We start from the raw sequence: 18,424 nt of genomic DNA on the forward strand, positions 1-18,424 counted from the left end.
TGTTGCGTTCTATAGCAGTAGACACATCGATTAGGACAAACGAACTGTTGTAGAGACGTTGCATGCAACGTCTCTACCATACATTTGTGTAGCAGCGATTTCAATCGCCGTGGCAAAAGGGGGTGATAAAGGTGGATTTGGTATGAATATTTGATATGAATTAATACTGCTCAATCCAATTGACTAAATCCGTCATATCCGTAAAATCTAATAAAGCCTCACTTAATTCATCTAAAGCTGTTGCCGATAAACCATTAATTCGTGATTGCATATCTGGAGTAATTTCACCAATTCGGCGAATCAATAAACGGTTAATCATAGCTAACTTTTCCTGCATTCTTCCTTGTTGTACTCCTTCGTGTAAACTTTGTTCCACTCGCTCAACTCCCCAAGGTAAAAGAGTTCCTGATTCGTCCCACCACCGTAACCAATAGCAGGTTATTTCTGCCTTAGTGCCGTACCAAACTCCCAAATATAAACCCATTGCGGCAATCCAGTAGCGTCCATTCGCATCAGGTTGTCGCAGTTCATAATGTCCGGCTACTAAGTCATGGACTTCTAATGTGTCATCATTGGGGTTAAAAATAACATAAATTGGGACTTGCAAAATCCGCTCATAAAAATACCATTTTCCATAGGGATAAGTCGATTTCGCTGAGTATTCCCCCTGTTCAGTCTCAGAGAGAAACTCCATAACAATGGCTGGGATATCTCCCTCTGTATGAGGGGTATAACTGCGACGAGTAACTTCTGGCGCGATAGGTAACACATTGGGAACATAAAACCAATCTGGTGCTTTGACCACTATTTTGCCATCCACGGTGGCGCAGATAGCAAAGTTGGAGGCGAATAGCATGGAAGAGGTGATAAAGCCAGCGATTTCTAGAATCTCTCGCAGTGCTGATGCGAGTAAGGGATGATAAATATTCTCCACAGGTTCATCAGGTAAGTGAAAATCATCAGGCAGTTTTTTCCATTCAATCCTGTAGGATACTTTTGGCGGTGTGAGTTGAGATTGAATCATATCACTTATTGTGAATAATACTGGCAGAAATCAAAGCTTTGGCGCAGTGATACTGATTTGGGATAAAGAGGGGTTTGGTTGAAATGTAATCGGTGATACCCACGCAGAAAGTGGCTAAACCCATCTTGATAAACCCCACCTTTTATTACGATACGTCAGTCTTAACCTGAAACTGGATCGTTCTTGTCATATTTCGTTACTAAACGGTAGACTGGAGTGCAACAGCTATCACCCCATCGATTATGCTTCAGGCATTATTATTTGATTTAGACGGCACCTTAGCGGATACTGACCCTATCCATTTTCAGACGTGGCAAGATATCTTGCGCGAGTATGGCTTAGAGTTTGATCACGCCTTCTACCAAACTCATTTTAGCGGTCGTCTCAATGCGGCGATTGTCAAGGATTTATTACCTCATCTGTCTCTAGAGGCAGGAAAACAGTTAGGGGATTATAAAGAAGCAGAATATCGGAAACGTGCTGCTCAACAATTGAAACCGTTAGGCGGATTGCTAGAGGTGTTAGATTGGGCAAATCAAAAGCAACTGAAGCAGGCGGTGGTGACAAATGCACCGAAAGATAATGCCCAATTTATGTTGCAAGTTCTCGGTTTAGACAAGCACTTTACTACTGTTGTTTTAGCCGAGGAACTGGAAAAGGGTAAACCTGATCCCATGCCTTATCAGGTAGGGTTAGAATTATTGGGTGTATCCCCAGTTTCAGCCATGGCGTTTGAAGACTCCTTAACTGGCGTTCGTTCCGCCGTCGGTGCAGGAATTTTAACGATTGGTGTGGCGACGACTCATGAACCACAGGCGTTAATGGCGGCGGGGGCGAAGTTGGTGGTTAATGATTTGACTGACCCCAAGCTGGAAAATTTACTCCATTGTTTTGGGCGGGAAATGAACACTATCGCATTTTGACAGAGGAGAGACTGATTGTCTGATAACTTGAGTTAACTTATGATACGTCAAACACAAGGAGCAGGCTTTAAACTTGCAGCCACTGCCATTATCTGGGGATTTGCTACGGGAATGCTAGGGATTTGCATTCCATTAGTTTCGATGACTGACAGTGGTTTTATTTTACCTTTAGCGGTGATTATAGGAGCCAGTTTCACGACTGCTGTCGTTTGGTTATCGTTCAATCGAGTGTCTAGTAATAGCGTTGATTTGAGCGACAGTATTGAAGCTTTAAAGGAACAGGAAGCGACTTTAGATACTATGGATAAGTAGGGGCGTAGTAACCAAGCATTTACCACCAAGACTCAAACCTTTAGATAAAAGAGGTATTCTGTAGGGGCGAGTTTTACCCCATTGGTGTCAACTTAAGCTCAATCCCTCACCAGAAGCCCCTCTCCCAACCCCCCTCGTTTCCCCCTGATGCCAAAACTCTTTTTTTGTCGATAGCGCGGATGGGTAGGTGTTGATTTGATGCGGTTGGGAAAAGTCGCTGAATCGCCCAGTATTTTCCAAAACCCTTATTAGAGTAGCGATCCAGAAAAATTTTACCCCTATTTTTAAGCTTGCCAGCCTACTACGGTATATTAAAGATTTGGGCAACATCAAAATACTTCTGGGCGCAAGCCTTGCGCCCCTACATTTCTTTTTGCTTGTATCGTAGATCACTCGACATAAAAGTGCGATCGCGTCGTTACTCCATGGCAGTGCTTTAATGTTTGTAGCGTATACTGGCTATGGTCGAATTGCCACATTGGGAGAAGAGGTGCATCAACCGCAACGCACTATCCCGATCGCGTTATCTCGCGTATTATTGGCTATGGGGCGTCGGCGGGATATGCCAAGAATCGTAGCGCGTCTGAATGCAGGGGGAACAATACCCTATATATCGGTGATCTGTATTGGAGTTGCGATCGCGGCGTTGGTTCTGATTGCTAATGTCAAAATAACCGGGTCATTTAGGTTCACGAAATCACTAACTTAATGCAGCGATGATCGGCGATAAGGTGTCAGTAGGTGAAAGGGGGAAACGATTGTCCGGAGTCACAAAGAGACGCCGCAGACGAATTCGGAAAAAATCATCAGCCAATGGCTGTCTGGTAGCATTAGGTACGATCGCCGCATTAATCGCCACGGGTGCGATCGTTACTGGGGGAATATGGCTAGGGATTCGCCTGATGATTGATCCCAATGCAGCGATCTGGCTGAATCGTATTTTACCCGGATGGACAAAGATTCCCATCGCTGATGCTTCACCCCCACAAACCCTGGCAACCATACGCGACGAATTGCGCCAAAATGGGTTAATCGCGGGAGAACTTGTATCCCTCAATACAGGACAACCCTATCGAGAAACCCCTATTCTATTACCTATCTTAAAATCTAAACCGAACTGTCAAACCAATTGCCAAAAAATTGTCGAACTGAGACTTTATCAACCCATCGAATTTCAGCAAGCCGAACTTGCTTACCAATTGGTCACTCAGCTGGCTATCAATGAACAGGAAGAATATTTTGTCCTCTCCTCCACCGACGCGATTACTGGAAGTGCATCTCGTTCCTTACCCTTTACTCGATTTAACCGTTTAGAAAATAAAGCCCCCGCCACAGGATTTTGGTTTAACCTCTGGGGAGTTCGCCTCACCGATGAATCCCCGAAAACTTATGGACAAATCCTCCATTACAACCCCGAACAAATGCACCTGAGTGTTATGCTGGACTGGCAAAGTCCCACAGATAAACCCCCTTATTGGCAACAAGTCACCGGGGAATCCACCCCAGAATTAGTGATTAATCAAACAGTAGGATTAGAACCGAAATTCCAGGTGTACCAGGTTCAACCCCGCCAGTTTCTCCTCAATCCAATTCAATTAACCGAAATTTCACTAAATACACGGGCTGATGATAGTCCCACTTATCGGAATTCCTTAATGTTAGCCCGGAATGGGTTATGGTCGTGGGCGTATCGACGATTGCAACAAGAACAGAAAAACACGGAGTCGGCGACAGTCCAAGCGCAACTAGACTTAATTCGACTTCATGCCCAATTTACTGAGGCGCAAGCCAACCAAACCTGGGCAAGTCAAGGACAACAAGTTCTCGCCTATCTAATTGATGGACGGTGGACAGATGGCTTACAGGTATTTCAAACCGCCGCCGTTAATGGTTCCGCCCAAGAGATTGCTAATTTACTTAAAACCGATACCGAGGAATTATGGCGACGGGTAGAAGCTGCCCTCAATATTAGTCCCAATGATCGCACCGTAAAAACTTGGGGGGCTTTAATTCTCGCCGCCCAAGAAGGGCGGACTAAAGCCATTTCTTGGTTGCAGCAACTTCCATCCCCTGAATCAGAATCTGATCAGCCTCAACCTAACAATAATGCCCAAATTTATGCCTACCTGGATTATCTGGATACTGCATTAGCAGAGGTTCCAGCCATCATCCCTCATTTAAGTCAAATTGTCGGGACAGCACAATCCGTGGAAACTGTCAAGCCTGAAGAGTGGCGACAACCGGAAGCCAGAAATAGTACAGCCACATTTCCCGTCACTTTAACCGCCCCAGCTTCAGGATTCCAAAAAGCCCCCCAAGAGGTTTGGTATCAGGTAGAAGTCGCCGCCTTTAATGATGGTCAACGCTGGCGTCAAACACCCTTTACCGATTTACAATTGTCCACAGTTGTTGCAACTCAGCGTCTTTGGCAATATCTGGGTTTAGACACTGATCCATACCTGCAAATTGCCGTCTGGTCAGCGGAGGGACGCCAGGAGACGATCGTCGCGACGGTTCAAGGGGTGTCCTATCAAGAGGGTGTAATCAAGCTTTTAGCCGCAGGACAAGCCTTACCCAATAGAGAAAAGAGTTCGCCTATGGCATATTCTCAAACGGCGCTGCGCTGGCTAGAACCGGGTTCAATTAGCTTATCCGATTTAAACCAACTGCAACCGCAATGGGTGGCGGCGATTTTACCAACACTGTGGCAGGAATTGGTTAAAAGTGGCAAGCGATCGCCTGAAGTCGAACCCACGATTCCGATGATGCTGCAAGAGATCGGACATTGGTTAGTACAGCCTCTGGATTTAACCGGAAACGATGAACCGGAAGCCGTTTTAACCTTGTATGAGGATACAGCGAGTACCAATCAAACCCTGAATATCAAACGCCCAGACACGAACACGCAGGAGTATAAACCTCGGACATTAATATTTTCAGAGAAGGGGGCGTTACTCTACAGTGAATTTTCCACCCATGGGAATACATCACTAACTGCGATCGCGGATTTGGGGGATGGGGGAACGGCGGCGTTAGTCCTGGCGGGTGAGAATAAATATAGGCTTAAGCGTTGGTCAGATCAACGTAAACGTTTTGAGTAAAGGCAGATTGATCATCCTTAGCATTGTTCTAACGTTTCACGGCAAGTCGGGATGGTATTCATGCTACAATTAAAGCTAAAAATACTAAATTTATCAATTAGTTAGATAGTGGCTAAAGATATTTTTCATGATGCCGTTAAAAACGGATTGGAAAAAGAGGATTGGGTGATTACCGATGATCCTATGAGAATTCGAGCAGGTCGTTTCAACTCAGGTTGCTGGTTTATGAGCCTAAAGATGAGGTGGTTTTAGAATGGAAAGGATAGAAGAATATCGTACCTATATCCAACAGTTATTAAGTGACTATGCGAAAGGAAGTCCATCGGATGACGAAGTAGAAACAGAACTAATTTTTGACAAAGAACGGGATCATTATCAGGTTGTTTATACCGGTTGGAAAAATCGCCAGCCGATGTATGGATGCGTATTGCATCTAGATATTAAAAATGGAAAAATTTGGATACAGCATGATGGAACAGAAATTGGTATAGCCAATGAATTGGTCAAGTTGGGCGTCCCAAAAGAGGATATTGTTCTGGCGTTTCATGAACCTTTTGTCAGGCAATATACAGGGTTTGCTGTGGGTTAATTCAACCTGTAGAGGTGACCCACCTGCACGAATTAACAAGGCCCGGTCGCTCAATTGAATCAGGGTTCGTAGTCTAAACTCCAGTTGTAATAAAAATTTGTGAAAGCGACTCCTAAGCAGTTATTCAGAAAGAGATTTGAGACGATAACCTAAACCGTGTACCGTTTCAATTAAATCTTCTGGAGCGCCTACGGCTCGAAGTTTGGAGCGCAGGCTTTTGACATGAACCTTAATCGTATCTTCTTTCGGAGGATTATCGATAGACCAAACATGCTCAATAATGGCACTCCGACTCATGATTTGTCGTCCATTGCGGATCAGTAATTCTAAAAGACTATATTCTTTGGGAGTCAAGCGTAAAGTTTGATCACCGTAGCAGACTTCATAAGTCCCTGGATCTAAACGCAATTGTCCCCACTCTAAAATAGGGGGGGAAACCGTTTGCCCTCGTCGCAGTAGCGCTCGGATTCTAGCCAGTAACTCTGGAATATCCAGAGGCTTAACCATATAGTCATCAGCGCCTGCGTCCAAACCGATAACTTTATCCGTACTGGTATCGCGAGCCGTGATCATCAAAACTGGCATCTGATAACCATAGGAACGCAAGCGTTGGCACAAATGAATCCCATCCAATTTTGGCAACATCATATCGAGCAAAATTAGGTCGTAATCGAGGGTATTTACTTGCACCCAAGCCGCCTCTCCATCGGAAACCGTATCAACGGCATACCGTTGTATTGCCAGGGCTTCAGCCAAAGCTTCAGCCAAATAAATATCATCTTCGACTAGAAGAATTCTCACCTATAGAAATACTATTCCCTTTTATGAATTTATCACGAGGTCGCCTCAAAATAAACTTGCTCAAGAGAACAGAGAGGGAATGACTTGGACATCAATTGGCTTAACTGAGTTAAGAATTGTAAAAAATATCAAGCGTTTGCTCCTGTTCTATGTAAATAATTCCCTGTTCCCTGGCAGGATTTTAGGTATCCTAATCTAAATGGGGAACCGCTTATTTGAAGCCGTGATGCACTAGCTGCTGTTATTTCGGAGGAGAACTCAAATGCCAAAATCTATCGGTATCAAAGTTATTATCGGTGGTTATTGTCTGGCATTACTTATCTTTATAGGGGCTAGTGTCATGTCCTATAGCCACCTAACTCAACTGATGGAAACTTCCCGATGGATGGACTATAGTGACAAGTTACAGGATGCTCTGCAAGATTTATTGTCTCAGCTCAACAGCGCCTCTGCGATCGCTCAACACCAGCCGTGGCTTTTGAAGCAGATCCCAGCGCAAGCACAACTGTTGTTACAAGAGCAGTTAGGGGCTATAGTTACTCAAATCCAGAGAACCCAATTGAGTCTAATTCTGGGGGATAGTCTCAGCATCGCCATACTTATGGTGCTGTGTGGGTTGCTCCTGAAGCAGCATTCTAGATTCAAAGCCGAGTTAGAATTAAGTCGCGATCGCCCTCTGTCTGAAACAACTCTAGAGCAAATGGCGCAACGAGAGCAACTCATCCTCAGTAGCGCTCAACGCATCCGCCAAACCCTGGATCTGGACACCATTCTCGAAACCACAGTAACCGAAGTCCGAGAATTTCTGGGCGTTGATCGAGTATTAGTCTATCGGATTTGGTCTGACGGTACAGGAAGTACTGTAGCGGAATCTGTCACTCCTGATACCGCACCCATTCTCGGACAAACGTTTCCGGCGGAAGTGTTTCCCGAACAGATGCATCAATTGTACTGTCAAGGACGGATTCGCACCGTAGTCAACCCAGAAACCGATGACGTGGCTCCCTGCTTAGTGGAATTCCTCCAGCAGTTAGGTGTCAAATCTAAACTCGTCGTACCCATTCTGCAACAAGAAAAGCTTTGGGGACTACTGATTGCTCATCACTGTTCTCAACCCAGACAATGGCAATCCTTAGAAATTGACTTACTGTATCAATTAGCCATCCAAGTTACCATCGCCATTCACCAAGCCCAACTCTATCAACAGCTTCAGACGGAATTAATTGAACGCAAATCCATTGAATACCAACTGCGTCAAGCCCGTGATCAGCTAGAAGTCAGAGTTCAAGAACGGACGGCTGAACTGATGGAGACAAACGCTGATCTCCAAACGCAAATCCATGAACGCCGGGAAGCAGAAGCCGCATTAAGAATTAGTGAAGAACGCTTTCGGGTTGCGCTGCATGACTCACCCATCACAGTATTTAATCAAGACAAAAAATTGCGTTACACCTGGGTCTATAATCCGGCGAGTCGGATTAATACCGACGCACTAATTGGAAAATCAGAATTAGAAATGTTTGCACCGGAAAATGCCCAAAAGCTAATGCCAATTAAACATCGTGTCTTGACCACAGGAGTAGGTGAGCGCCAAGAGATATCAATTATCGTAGAAGGCAAAGTCCGGTACTACGATTTAACCGTGGAACCCCTACGAAACCATGCCGAAGAAGTGGTTGGCATTACCTGTGCCGCCACCAACATTACCGAAATTAGAATTCGGGAACAAGCACTCCGGGAAAGTGAACGGTTTATTCAACGCATTGCTCACGCGATGCCAACCGCTTTGTATCTTTATGACTTAGTTGAAAAGCGAAATATTTACAGCAATCAACAAATTACTCAAGTTATCGGCTACTCCCCAGAAGAAATCCAAGCCATGGCACCGACATTTCCGCAAAATCTGATTCACCCAGATGATCAATCTAAATGTACCACTGCCATTAAACGATTTGCCACCGCTAAAGAGGGAGAAATTATTGAGACAGAGTATCGCATCCAACATAAATCGGGGGAATGGCGGTGGCTGTATAGTCGCGAGATGGTGTTCACTCGCACGGCTGATGGTTTACCCCAGCAAATTCTCGGTACTGCTCAAGATATTACAGAACACAAGCAGGCAGAATCAATGCGTCTGGCACTGGCACAAGAGCAGGAACTAAGACAACTCCAGCTTAATTTCTTTTCTATGGCATCTCATGAATTTCGCACACCATTGAGTACCATTTTAGCCAGTGTTCAATTACTGAAATATTACTATCCCGAAGAATTAAATCAGAAAATTATTCGTAATATTGATCGTATCGAAAAAACAGCTAAAAACATGACGCAAATTTTGGGCGATATTTTAACAATTAGCCGAGCAGATACTGGCAAATTGGAGTTTACTGCTCACTCTGTTGAATTAGAATGTTTTTGCTATCAGTTAGTTGAGGAAATGCAATTAAATGCTGGCTCTGATTACTCAATTAACTTACTGAGTCAACATAAATCTACTATTGTTTGCTTAGATGAGAAGTTATTACGTTCTATTTTAATTAACTTACTGTCTAATGCCATTAAATATTCTCCGATAGGGGGTCAAATAGATTTAATAGTAACCTGTAGTCAATCCACAGTGACATTTAAAGTCAAAGATTCAGGCATTGGGATTCCTGTAGAGGATCAAGAAAAATTGTTTGGTATATTTCATCGCGGTACGAATATTGGCAACATTCCCGGAACCGGATTAGGATTAGCGGTTGTCAAGAAATGTCTAGACATACAAGGGGGTACGATTTCAGTCAATAGTGAAGTAGGAGTCGGTACAATGATGACAATTACAATACCTTTGCCATCGGCATGACTTATACTGAAGTTTAGGCGACGACAAATTCACGGGTAACATGTCAGTTTTGCACAAAATGTTCTCGTAGGTTGGGTAGAGCGATAGCGAAACCCAACAGGCTAACGATGACGTTGGGTTACTCTACGAGAAGGCTTCGCCTACGTTCCTCAACCTAACCTACAAAGATGACATGCTTCCAATTCACTCAGCGAGAGAGAGCCACTTTTGAATAGTGCTTGATTTAGGGAAATGAATAATTTAGCGACCTATCTACACCCACAAACATTCTGTACGTCCAAGCCAATTGAATCAATTTCCTTCATGGGGCATTCTTTTCCCTACTACAACCAAGTTCGACAGGCTCTTACCCAAGCTCTTGCTGAATATCCTACACTTCCATTAAGAAAAGCCCAGCGGCGCAATTTCCAGAGCGTTCATACTCCTGAGTATCTCCGAAAAATTGGATTACAAGCTCTTGAAAAACCACTCGATGAGGTGAGTGCTGCCCTACCTGAATTGAGTATTGAGTGCCAAGGTTTGGAGTACGGTTTACCCGGATATCTCTATGGTTTAGGGGGCATGATGGAAGCAATTGATCAGATGAAAAAAGGGAACCTGGAACGTGCCTATTGCTTCAGTATGGTTGGACATCATGCTTACAGTAATTGGGGACACGGTTATTGCCTTTTAAATCCTCTGGCTGCGGCGGCACGATACGCTCAGGTGCAAGGATTTGAGAAAGTTTTGATGATTGATTGGGATATTCATCATGGGGATGGTTCTCAGTCAATTTTTAGCGATGATTCCAGTATTTATTGCATTAGCATTCACAGTGCTGTAGACCTTTATATGGCGAAAGCCTCAGACTTAAAATATGGGACAACTACGGCGGCTGAAGCGGTTGGACACTGTAATATTCCTATCCTAAATACATATTTTCCCGTTGAAGTTTTAGAGGAACTGGGACTAACGGGTAAGTTTTACGATGGACATGAGAGCATCGACATTTTTCAGCACTCTCTAGATTGCCTGCCGTGGCAACCGGACTTGATTACTATTTTTTCGGGTTATGACTCACATCGGGATGATTGTGGTAAATGTACAACAGGTTGGACGAATGCTGATTTCTGCAAACTGACTGAAATTGTATTAGATTCTGCCAAGAGATATAGGTGTCCAGTCCTTTCTTCTCATGGAGGTGGCTACAGATTACCTGTCACCGTTGCAGCGGCTGTTGCTCATGTCAAGACTTTAGCAACTGATAAGTAGTCGGACAAAAGAAAACGGTACTGTAGTAAGTTTGGTAAACAAACCTCAAACCCTTACAAAGGACGTAGCTTGCTTCTCAAGGGAGCGAGTTCTCCACCGTTAGCTTTTATTGTGTCCACCTACTTACCAAGGACTTCCAATCATAGTAAATGCTGCCCAGTAATAAGGATGGGAGAGAGACTGATCCCCTTGACTTTGTATTGTTGACGGTAAAGGAACAGGTTGTCCACTTCCTCGTAATTGTCCACCTTCTAAGCGCACCTCACCCTTGAGCATCGCTAACTGCGCTTGTCGTAAAGCTTCAGATTTAATTGGAGCGGTTTGCAACTTCCGATAAAACTCCGTCATCAATCCAGAAGTTCCTTCATCACTGACATACCACAAACTTGACAGCGCTGACTTAGCACCTGCTTGCACAGCTAATCCAGCAAACCCCAACTCCGCGTTTTCATCACCCACGGCTGTACGACAGGCTGACAGGATTAACAATTCAATTGGGGTGCGACGCTCATTCCAGCCTAATTCTCGCAGTTGGTTTAAACGCAGTAAATCATTCCACAAGAGAATATAGGAATTTTCTAGAGGACCCGGTTTGAATTCACCATGGGTAGCTAAATGCACAATTGTGGCATCTTGGCTTTGGGTTTTGAGAGTTTCTAGGGTAACTTTTTCATTCAGGAAAGTTTCTCCATCGCGAATACTTTCAATCGTTTGAAGTTCCAGGGGAACCGCAGGTAAAGGACTCAGATTCAGCTCTTTCGCCAGACTACTGGATTCAGCCACTCCCATCGCTAAAACGGGAGCATTTTGAATATTGTTATAGCTGGTGTCGGTAATACTGAGACTAGGCATTAACCCCACACTGTATTTTTCCACTAAAAAGTTTTGACCATCATGGAGAGCCGCCACAGGTAAGGAACGCAAACCACTATCCATAATGAACACCAGATTTTGAATGCCTTGCGCCTCTAACTCAGCTTCTAAGGGAGCGATTAACCATTCATAGAGTTGTTGAGCGGGTTCTAAATAACTGGTCGTTCTCCGTTTAATGGGATTAGTGATTTCGCGGCGTAATTTTGTCGCCGTTTGTACAATCCTTTCTTGGGTTACATCAGGAAGGGTGACAATCTTTTTATTCTGAGCCGAAACCATTCTCAGTTCCAGGCGTCCGCCCACAAAGGTGGTATACATAAAGGCTGGTTTTACCCCCGTTTGTTTCTCAATTTGCGCCAGTATTTTAGGTGCATCAGCGGGATTGTTAACACTGGGTTTGGGTCCTAAATATCCTGAAAAGGCATCAGTAAGAACGCTGTCAAGCGTAGAAATTTCCAGGTCAGCATCAGCTACTTGACTAGTCAATGAAAGGTTAGGATAGAGACTTGTTAATGGCAGATTGTTTTGAGAGGGTATCCGAGAAATAATTTCAATGTTTTCTTGTCGAACAGGACGAGTAAAAGATTGAACGGGTAAGATTGTTCCGGTAAATCCATTGCCGTTTGTAATTGCACCTATTGTGCCATTTTGGGTCGCATTTCCAACTTCAAAGGGATCAAAGGCGGTACCACCACCATGTCGAATCACAATCGGATCACCACCGGTAGCAAGACTAGCTTGTAAGCCAGTTTGGGAAACGAATGTACCTGTTGCTCTCAAATAACCATCCGTGGTGATGTTAATCGTAATTTCAGTCCCTTCTGTTTCTGTTGGACTTAATGAGATGGCGGCTGGATTTCGCGGTAACCCTTGAGCATTGATAAACGTCAAATCAATGCCAGGAGCTTCTCTGAGGAATTCGGGTTGACCATTATTGAGCGTGATTAAACCCGCGAAACCCCCAGTAGAACTGGAGTTAACCTCTGCAAGTGTAATTTGACCCAGGGTGGAAGCATCAATAGAACCCCCACCCAATGGACCCGATGAGTTTAAATTCTGTGTTGTAATATCTCCGGTTTCGCTGGTGAGCGCGATCGCATTCCCTTTACCTGTTTCTGAAGAGGTATCAATATTACCCGTTGTAATAGTATTTGAGGTTGTAACAGTTACTGTGTTTTCTTCTGTCTCTCCCTCTTCTGTCTCTCCCTTGGCGGTTAAATCACCGCTTTGTATAGCTCCTGACTGGCTAGTCAAGGTAATTCCGCCATTGGTTGAAGAGACATTGGCTGTGGCAATTCCGTTATTTGCCTGAAGATTGACGCTTTCTCCTTCTATATCCGCCGCAGCAATATTACTTTGACTAGCGGTGAGGTTAACATCACCCTGAGTGGCTGTCAGTTTTCCTTGACTCGTATCAATAAAACCTTGACTATTGAACGTGATATCTTCCTCCGTGGCGGTGACACTAGCCGTGTTGATGCCATTATTCGCCTGAATGTTAACCGTTGGCGCTTCCACATTCGGTGTCGTGACGCTACCATCCTCTGCGTTTAACTCCACCACCCCTTCGGTTAATTCAAGATCCGCCGTGGTAATATCACCTTGAGTAGCGTTGAGATTTACGTCACCCTGATTGGCTGTAAGTGTTCCTTGACTGGTATCAATTGAACCGGTTTGGCTATCGAGTGTAATATTTTCTGCCGTGGCGGTGACACTAGCCGTATTGATATCATTATTCGCCTGAATGTTAACCGTTGGCGCTTCCACATTCGCTGTCGTTACGCTACCATCCTCGGCGTTTAAATCCACCACCCCTTCGGTTACTTCAATATCCTCTGTCGTAATATCACCCTGAGTGGCGTTGAGGTTTACGTCACCCTGAGTGGCGGTGACACTAGCCGTATTGATATCATTATTCGCCTGAATGTTAACGTTTAGCGCTCCCACATTCGCTGTCGTGACGCTACCATCCTCTGCATTTAAATCCACCACCCCTTCGGTTACTTCAATATCCGCCGTCGTAATATCACCTTGACTAGCGTTGAGGTTGACGTCACCCTGAGTGGCGGTGAGTGTTCCTTCACTCGTATCAATGGAACTGGTTTGGCTATTGAGTATGATATCTTCCTCTGTGGCGGTAATACTTGCAGTATTAATGTCATCCGTTGCTTCTAGGTTGACTATTTCTGCCTCAAGGTTAGCATTGCTAAAGTCGATACTATCCGCCAAGATACTAATGCCTTTTGGAGCATCTTCTGGAAGCATTTCTTGTGCAACAGTGGTAATTGTAAACGGTACACTGACACCATCGTCTAAAACGGCTTTAACCTCTCCAGCACTTTCAATTGTCAGTGAACCCAAATCTGTTGTGGTAAATCCGCCGCCAAAGTCTTGAGCGCCGACAGTATCACCAAATGTGACGGTTCCAGAGCCAGTGCTGATGTTCAAGTCAAAGGGTGACGTAGAGGATTGATTGGGGATGTTTTCCTTTGAGCTGGATACAGTAGCACCAAAGGTAACATCACCTCCCCTCGCTCCCGGTAATGCTTCAGAAATTGTATCGAATGTGGTATCCGTAACCAGAATTACATCACCAGTAAATTCAATTGGACCGCCTCGAGTTTTAATAATACCCGCGACTCGGCTCTGCTGAGCTTCCACTACTAAACTATTAAAAACAGTCGTCGAAGTGCCGATAATATCAGCATTGATTGTGGTATCGTCACCAATCCTTAACTGATTCAAGGCATTAGGCTGACCGATTTCACCTTCAAAGGTTACATTCCCTGTACCCGGTGCAACGGTGAGATTTTGCTCCTCAATCGTTCTACCACTAACATTACCTGTAAAAATAATGTCACCGCCTTCTGCACCGGTTTTTACTTCCACATCAGTAGAATATAGCCATACATTTTGACTTAAAGTAATAGGTTTTCCTGCTGTTTCTATTGTGACTGTCGGCTGATCTGGGTTCCCTAGATAGACATCTGCACCATTAATTGTGATCGATGCATCATCTGTTCCTGTCAGATTGCCATTCACATAAATTTTGCCGCCAGAATCAGGTGATTCAATAGGTGAAGGTGATTGAATCGTCACCGGATCTTGGAAACTGACTCCCCCAGAATCCAGGACAATTGTGCCAGTACCTGTTTCTCGTCCAATTGTAATTTGGCTAAAGCCATTGGCTATAGCGGCTAAATCTGTATCGCTGATATCTAAAGTGCCTGTTCCACTAGGGGGTGAGCCAATATCAATCAATGTATCATCGGTGGTTGGCTTCAGGGAAATGGTTCCTTGATTTGGGGTACTAACCGAGTTTAATCCGCCATTAAAGTCAATTTCATCAGCGGTTAGGTCAATCTTTTTGGTTACCGTGACCAGATCATTAAAGGTTACAGATTCCCCATTATTAACCGTCAAATTGCTTAACGGTGCGCTATTGCCCACAGCACCCCCAAATTTTACCGTGCTATTCCCGGCATTTACCGTTAAAGCTTGACTGTTTGCTGTTGTCCCATCGAGAGAACTGTTGAAATTAATCACTCCCCCATTATTGGTAATGGCAATATCTTGACCGAGAGTGACTGGACTGTTGAGGTTGATAGTATTGGTAGCTGCATCAGATGTGGTGATGTTGCCATTGAGCGTAATACCGCTACTTCCCCGAATCGTCAGGTTATTAATGTCATTGCCATTACCGCCGATCGCATCTACTGTAACACTACCTGTACCTGCATCAAGGGTTAGATCGGCTGGATTAGTCCCCTGAATCGTACCGGTGTTAAACGCGATCGCACCCCCATTAGAGGTAAACGTTGTAGTATTATTCAGATTAAATGCTGTTCCTGCGGTGTAGTTCTGGTTCTGAGCGTTATAAGTTGTCCCTGTAAAATTAATAGCTTCTGTCCCATTAAGCGTTACTGTGTCTGTAACACCTTCGCTTATACCCCCAATATTAGATAGGGTAATATCCCTCGCCTTTAAGTTTAAGTTGCTTAGGGCTGTAGTGCTACCAATTGCTTGACCTACTGTGATAGCACCACTTCCAGCATTCAATGTCAGGTTACGGGCACCATTAATCGATTGATTGATACGGATATTGCCGTCATTATTGGCATTATCAGTATCAATCGTCGCGTTTGCCCCTAAAGTCACGGCTCCGGTTAAGGAAACGTTGTTGTCAACGATATCTGACGTTTTTATCGTACCGTTTAGAGTAATTCCGTTATTGCCCGTTAAGTTGACAGCGCCAGCGTTGATTCCTCCATTCGCCGAGATATTTGCTGCTGTAACTTTCAGGACACCAGAAACTGAGGCAGAATTTAGATTAAGGGTATTGGCGTCGTTGAGAGTAACATCATTACCCCGATTAACAATTACATTACTAAAGTCGTTATTAGTATTGCTAAGCGTAATATTCTGGCTATTTCCTGCTGCCAGAGTCGCTGTGCCGTTAACGGTTAGGGTATCAGTGGATTCCTTTTGACTAATCCCACCTCCTTCTCCTTGACTATTTACATTGATATTTCCATTAACCAAGGTAGTTCCCAGAACAATAGTTCCATTGCTGCTACTCAGATTCAAGTTTCGTAGCGTAGAGTTAGAATTCCTGAAACTAATATCATTGGTGTCATTCAACGTCACATTTTGTGCGTTGTTGACAACTACTTCATTGAAGTTGTTGTTGGTATTGTTTAGATTAATATCCTGATTATTTCCTGCTGCAAGGGTGGCTGTCCCCTTAACTATCAAGGTGTCATTGTCATTTTGAGTAATTTGACCTGAGTTGCTTGTCACATTAAGGTTTCCCTCAATAGTAGAATTTTTTAGAACAATATCATCGGCATCGTTCAGGGTAACATTCCCACCACTTGTTACGGCTACTGTGTTGAATTTATTGGCATTATTAAATGTGATATCATTGCTGGTTCCTGTCGCCAGCGTAGTTTGACCATTTACTGTTACCGTACCGCTGTTTTGGCTAATATTGCCTGTTGTCGCGGTAACATTCAGGTTCTTTGGTAGGTTAAGGTTCCCAGTGAATGTGGGATTGCCACCTTGTACTGCCAGGTTAAAGGTTTCACTACTCAGGTCAATAGTATTAATACTAACGTTTCCTGTAACGGTACTACTGCCAATTGTGACTGTGCCATTGGATTGTAAGTTGCTTAAATCTGTAGCATCCAGGTTAAAAGTTCCCGCCGCACTATCACCAATACCAATCGTTGAGGCAGCGCTACTTGGTTTGAAGGTGGCATTGGCTGCTTCAACTGTACCATTGATATTTACATCCGTGGCGGTGACATCCAGATTTCCACCCACGTTTGAGGTGTTGAGATTTACCCCTTGAGCATTAGTAATTTTGGCGTTACCTTGAGCGCCGTTGGTGTTGAGACTGATTGCTCCGGTTGCATTTAAATTATCCAGGGTAATCGTGCTGTTGGCTTCGCTAGTCGTCAAACTACTTGTACCGCCAACGGTGACAGTTCCACTTTGGCTAATGTTACCTGTCGTGGCGGTGACATTCAGATTTCCACCCACGTTTGAAGTGTTGAGGTTTACTCCTTCAGCATTAGTAATTGTGGCGTTACCACCCGTGCCGTTGGTGTTGAGACTAATTGCCTCTGTTGCATTTAAACTATTCAGGGTAATCGTGCTGTTGGCTTCGCTAGTCGTCAAACTACTTGTACCGCCAACGGTGACAGTTCCACTTTGGCTAATGTTACCTGTCGTGGCGGTGACATTCAGGTTTCCGCTAACGTTTGAGGTGTTGAGGTTTACTCCTTTAGCATTAGTAATTGTGGCGTTACCACCAGCGCCGTTGGTGTTGAGACTAATTGCTCCGGTGGCATTTAAATTATTTAGGGTAATCGTGCTGTTGGCTTCGCTAGTCGTCAAACTACTTGTACCGCCAACGGTGACAGTTCCACTTTGGCTAATGTTACCTTGGGCAGTTACATCAAGGTTGCCTGTAATGGTAGAAGTGTTTAGCTCAATATTATCTGCATCAGAGAGAAAGACATTATTAGCGTTGTCAACTGATACAAACAAGAAGTTATTGCCCGGATTATCCAAGTTGATATCACTTGCACCGGCGTCTAACGTGGTGCCTCCTCCGATATTCAACGTTGTGCCAGGAGCTTGCGTAATCCCACCCGTAGCATTAATTTCGATGTTACCGATTCCGGTTAAAACATCTTGATTCAATTCAACAGTGCCACCTGCATTCAACGTCGGGGAAAGGAAATCAGAATTAGCCGCATCGGGGGTGCTATCAAATATCTTCCCATCGATGATGATATCGTTTGCCGCATTCAAGATTAAGGCTCTCTGCCCCGTGCCGTTAAAATCTAAATCTGTAGCTAGAGTGATATTTCCCTCTTGGGTGCCTCCTGTCCCTGTAGATATAGTGACATTACCACTACTTAAGGCAGTTAAGAGGGTGTCAATCTTGACTACTGAGTTATCAGCCGTCGCCGTAAAATTCAAATCAGGTGCAGTGCCACCAAGGGGAATGGTATTAGTCCCATCACTAATTGTGATATTGTAGGGGTCAATCAGCCAAGTTCCCCCATCCCCAGCAGGTGCTGTGATATCGGGAGCAAAAGGAACATCTAAAAAGCCAGCACTACTGGTTTCGACAAAACCGCCATCTCCAGCAATTGCCCCACCTCTAGCGCTAATATGACCATAAGTACGAGT

General features: G+C 44.4%; 9 protein-coding genes and 2 pseudogenes. 8 read left to right on the forward strand and 3 right to left on the reverse strand.

Annotation, left to right across the window (positions count from 1 at the left end):
* Nucleotides 1–160 precede the first annotated feature (160 nt).
* On the reverse strand, nt 161–1,024 hold the full coding sequence (locus RIB93_RS25390) for a DUF4351 domain-containing protein (RefSeq protein ID WP_446376878.1): 864 nt from the start codon (nt 1,022–1,024) through the stop codon (nt 161–163).
* A gap of 242 nt (nt 1,025–1,266) precedes the next feature.
* On the opposite strand from RIB93_RS25390, the gene RIB93_RS25395 reads away from it, so the two are divergent.
* From RIB93_RS25395 to RIB93_RS25420, 6 genes and pseudogenes are all read left to right on the forward strand, one after another.
* A complete protein-coding gene (locus RIB93_RS25395) occupies nt 1,267–1,947 on the forward strand; it encodes an HAD family hydrolase (protein ID WP_446376880.1) in 681 nt (226 codons plus the stop codon).
* Between the two features lie 39 nt (nt 1,948–1,986).
* Nucleotides 1,987–2,259: a hypothetical protein gene (locus tag RIB93_RS25400; protein WP_446376882.1), complete on the forward strand. Its 273-nt coding sequence runs from the start codon at nt 1,987–1,989 to the stop codon at nt 2,257–2,259.
* Nucleotides 2,260–2,665: 406 nt separating this feature from the next.
* Nucleotides 2,666–2,944: pseudogene (locus tag RIB93_RS25405) on the forward strand (amino acid permease); the annotation flags it as partial.
* Nucleotides 2,945–3,017: 73 nt separating this feature from the next.
* Complete coding sequence (locus tag RIB93_RS25410; protein WP_446376884.1) at nt 3,018–5,360, forward strand: hypothetical protein; 2,343 nt, start codon at nt 3,018–3,020, stop codon at nt 5,358–5,360.
* Between the two features lie 105 nt (nt 5,361–5,465).
* Nucleotides 5,466–5,561: pseudogene (locus RIB93_RS25415) on the forward strand (element excision factor XisH family protein); the annotation flags it as partial.
* Nucleotides 5,562–5,613: 52 nt separating this feature from the next.
* Nucleotides 5,614–5,949, forward strand: coding sequence for an element excision factor XisI family protein (locus RIB93_RS25420; protein WP_446376886.1), 336 nt, complete (start codon nt 5,614–5,616; stop codon nt 5,947–5,949).
* A gap of 120 nt (nt 5,950–6,069) precedes the next feature.
* Here the strand turns inward: RIB93_RS25420 and RIB93_RS25425 are convergent, their stop codons facing one another.
* Complete coding sequence (locus RIB93_RS25425) at nt 6,070–6,750, reverse strand: response regulator transcription factor (RefSeq protein ID WP_446376888.1); 681 nt, start codon at nt 6,748–6,750, stop codon at nt 6,070–6,072.
* 262 nt (nt 6,751–7,012) lie between these two features.
* On the opposite strand from RIB93_RS25425, the gene RIB93_RS25430 reads away from it, so the two are divergent.
* Both RIB93_RS25430 and RIB93_RS25435 read left to right on the forward strand, forming a co-directional pair.
* Entirely contained in the window at nt 7,013–9,595 is a 2,583-nt protein-coding gene (locus tag RIB93_RS25430; RefSeq protein ID WP_446376890.1) for an ATP-binding protein, read from the forward strand.
* Between the two features lie 231 nt (nt 9,596–9,826).
* A complete protein-coding gene (locus tag RIB93_RS25435) occupies nt 9,827–10,846 on the forward strand; it encodes a histone deacetylase (protein ID WP_446376892.1) in 1,020 nt (339 codons plus the stop codon).
* Nucleotides 10,847–10,969: 123 nt separating this feature from the next.
* Here RIB93_RS25435 and RIB93_RS25440 read toward each other — a convergent pair.
* The coding region (locus tag RIB93_RS25440; RefSeq protein WP_446376894.1) for a CHAT domain-containing protein at nt 10,970–18,424 on the reverse strand (7,455 nt) is incomplete at its 5' end.

Origin of the sequence: Coleofasciculus sp. D1-CHI-01, assembly GCF_040218875.1 — a bacterium.
Taxonomy (GTDB): Bacteria; Cyanobacteriota; Cyanobacteriia; order Cyanobacteriales; family Coleofasciculaceae; genus Coleofasciculus.

What these genes read in the sequence shown, in the direction of transcription:
- RIB93_RS25390 (WP_446376878.1), bottom strand. Translation starts at nt 1,024, where the DNA reads ATGATTCAATCTCAACTCACACCGCCAAAAGTATCCTACAGGATTGAA.
- RIB93_RS25395 (WP_446376880.1), top strand. Translation starts at nt 1,267, where the DNA reads ATGCTTCAGGCATTATTATTTGATTTAGACGGCACCTTAGCGGATACT.
- RIB93_RS25400 (WP_446376882.1), top strand. Translation starts at nt 1,987, where the DNA reads ATGATACGTCAAACACAAGGAGCAGGCTTTAAACTTGCAGCCACTGCC.
- RIB93_RS25420 (WP_446376886.1), top strand. Translation starts at nt 5,614, where the DNA reads ATGGAAAGGATAGAAGAATATCGTACCTATATCCAACAGTTATTAAGT.
- RIB93_RS25430 (WP_446376890.1), top strand. Translation starts at nt 7,013, where the DNA reads ATGCCAAAATCTATCGGTATCAAAGTTATTATCGGTGGTTATTGTCTG.
- RIB93_RS25435 (WP_446376892.1), top strand. Translation starts at nt 9,827, where the DNA reads ATGAATAATTTAGCGACCTATCTACACCCACAAACATTCTGTACGTCC.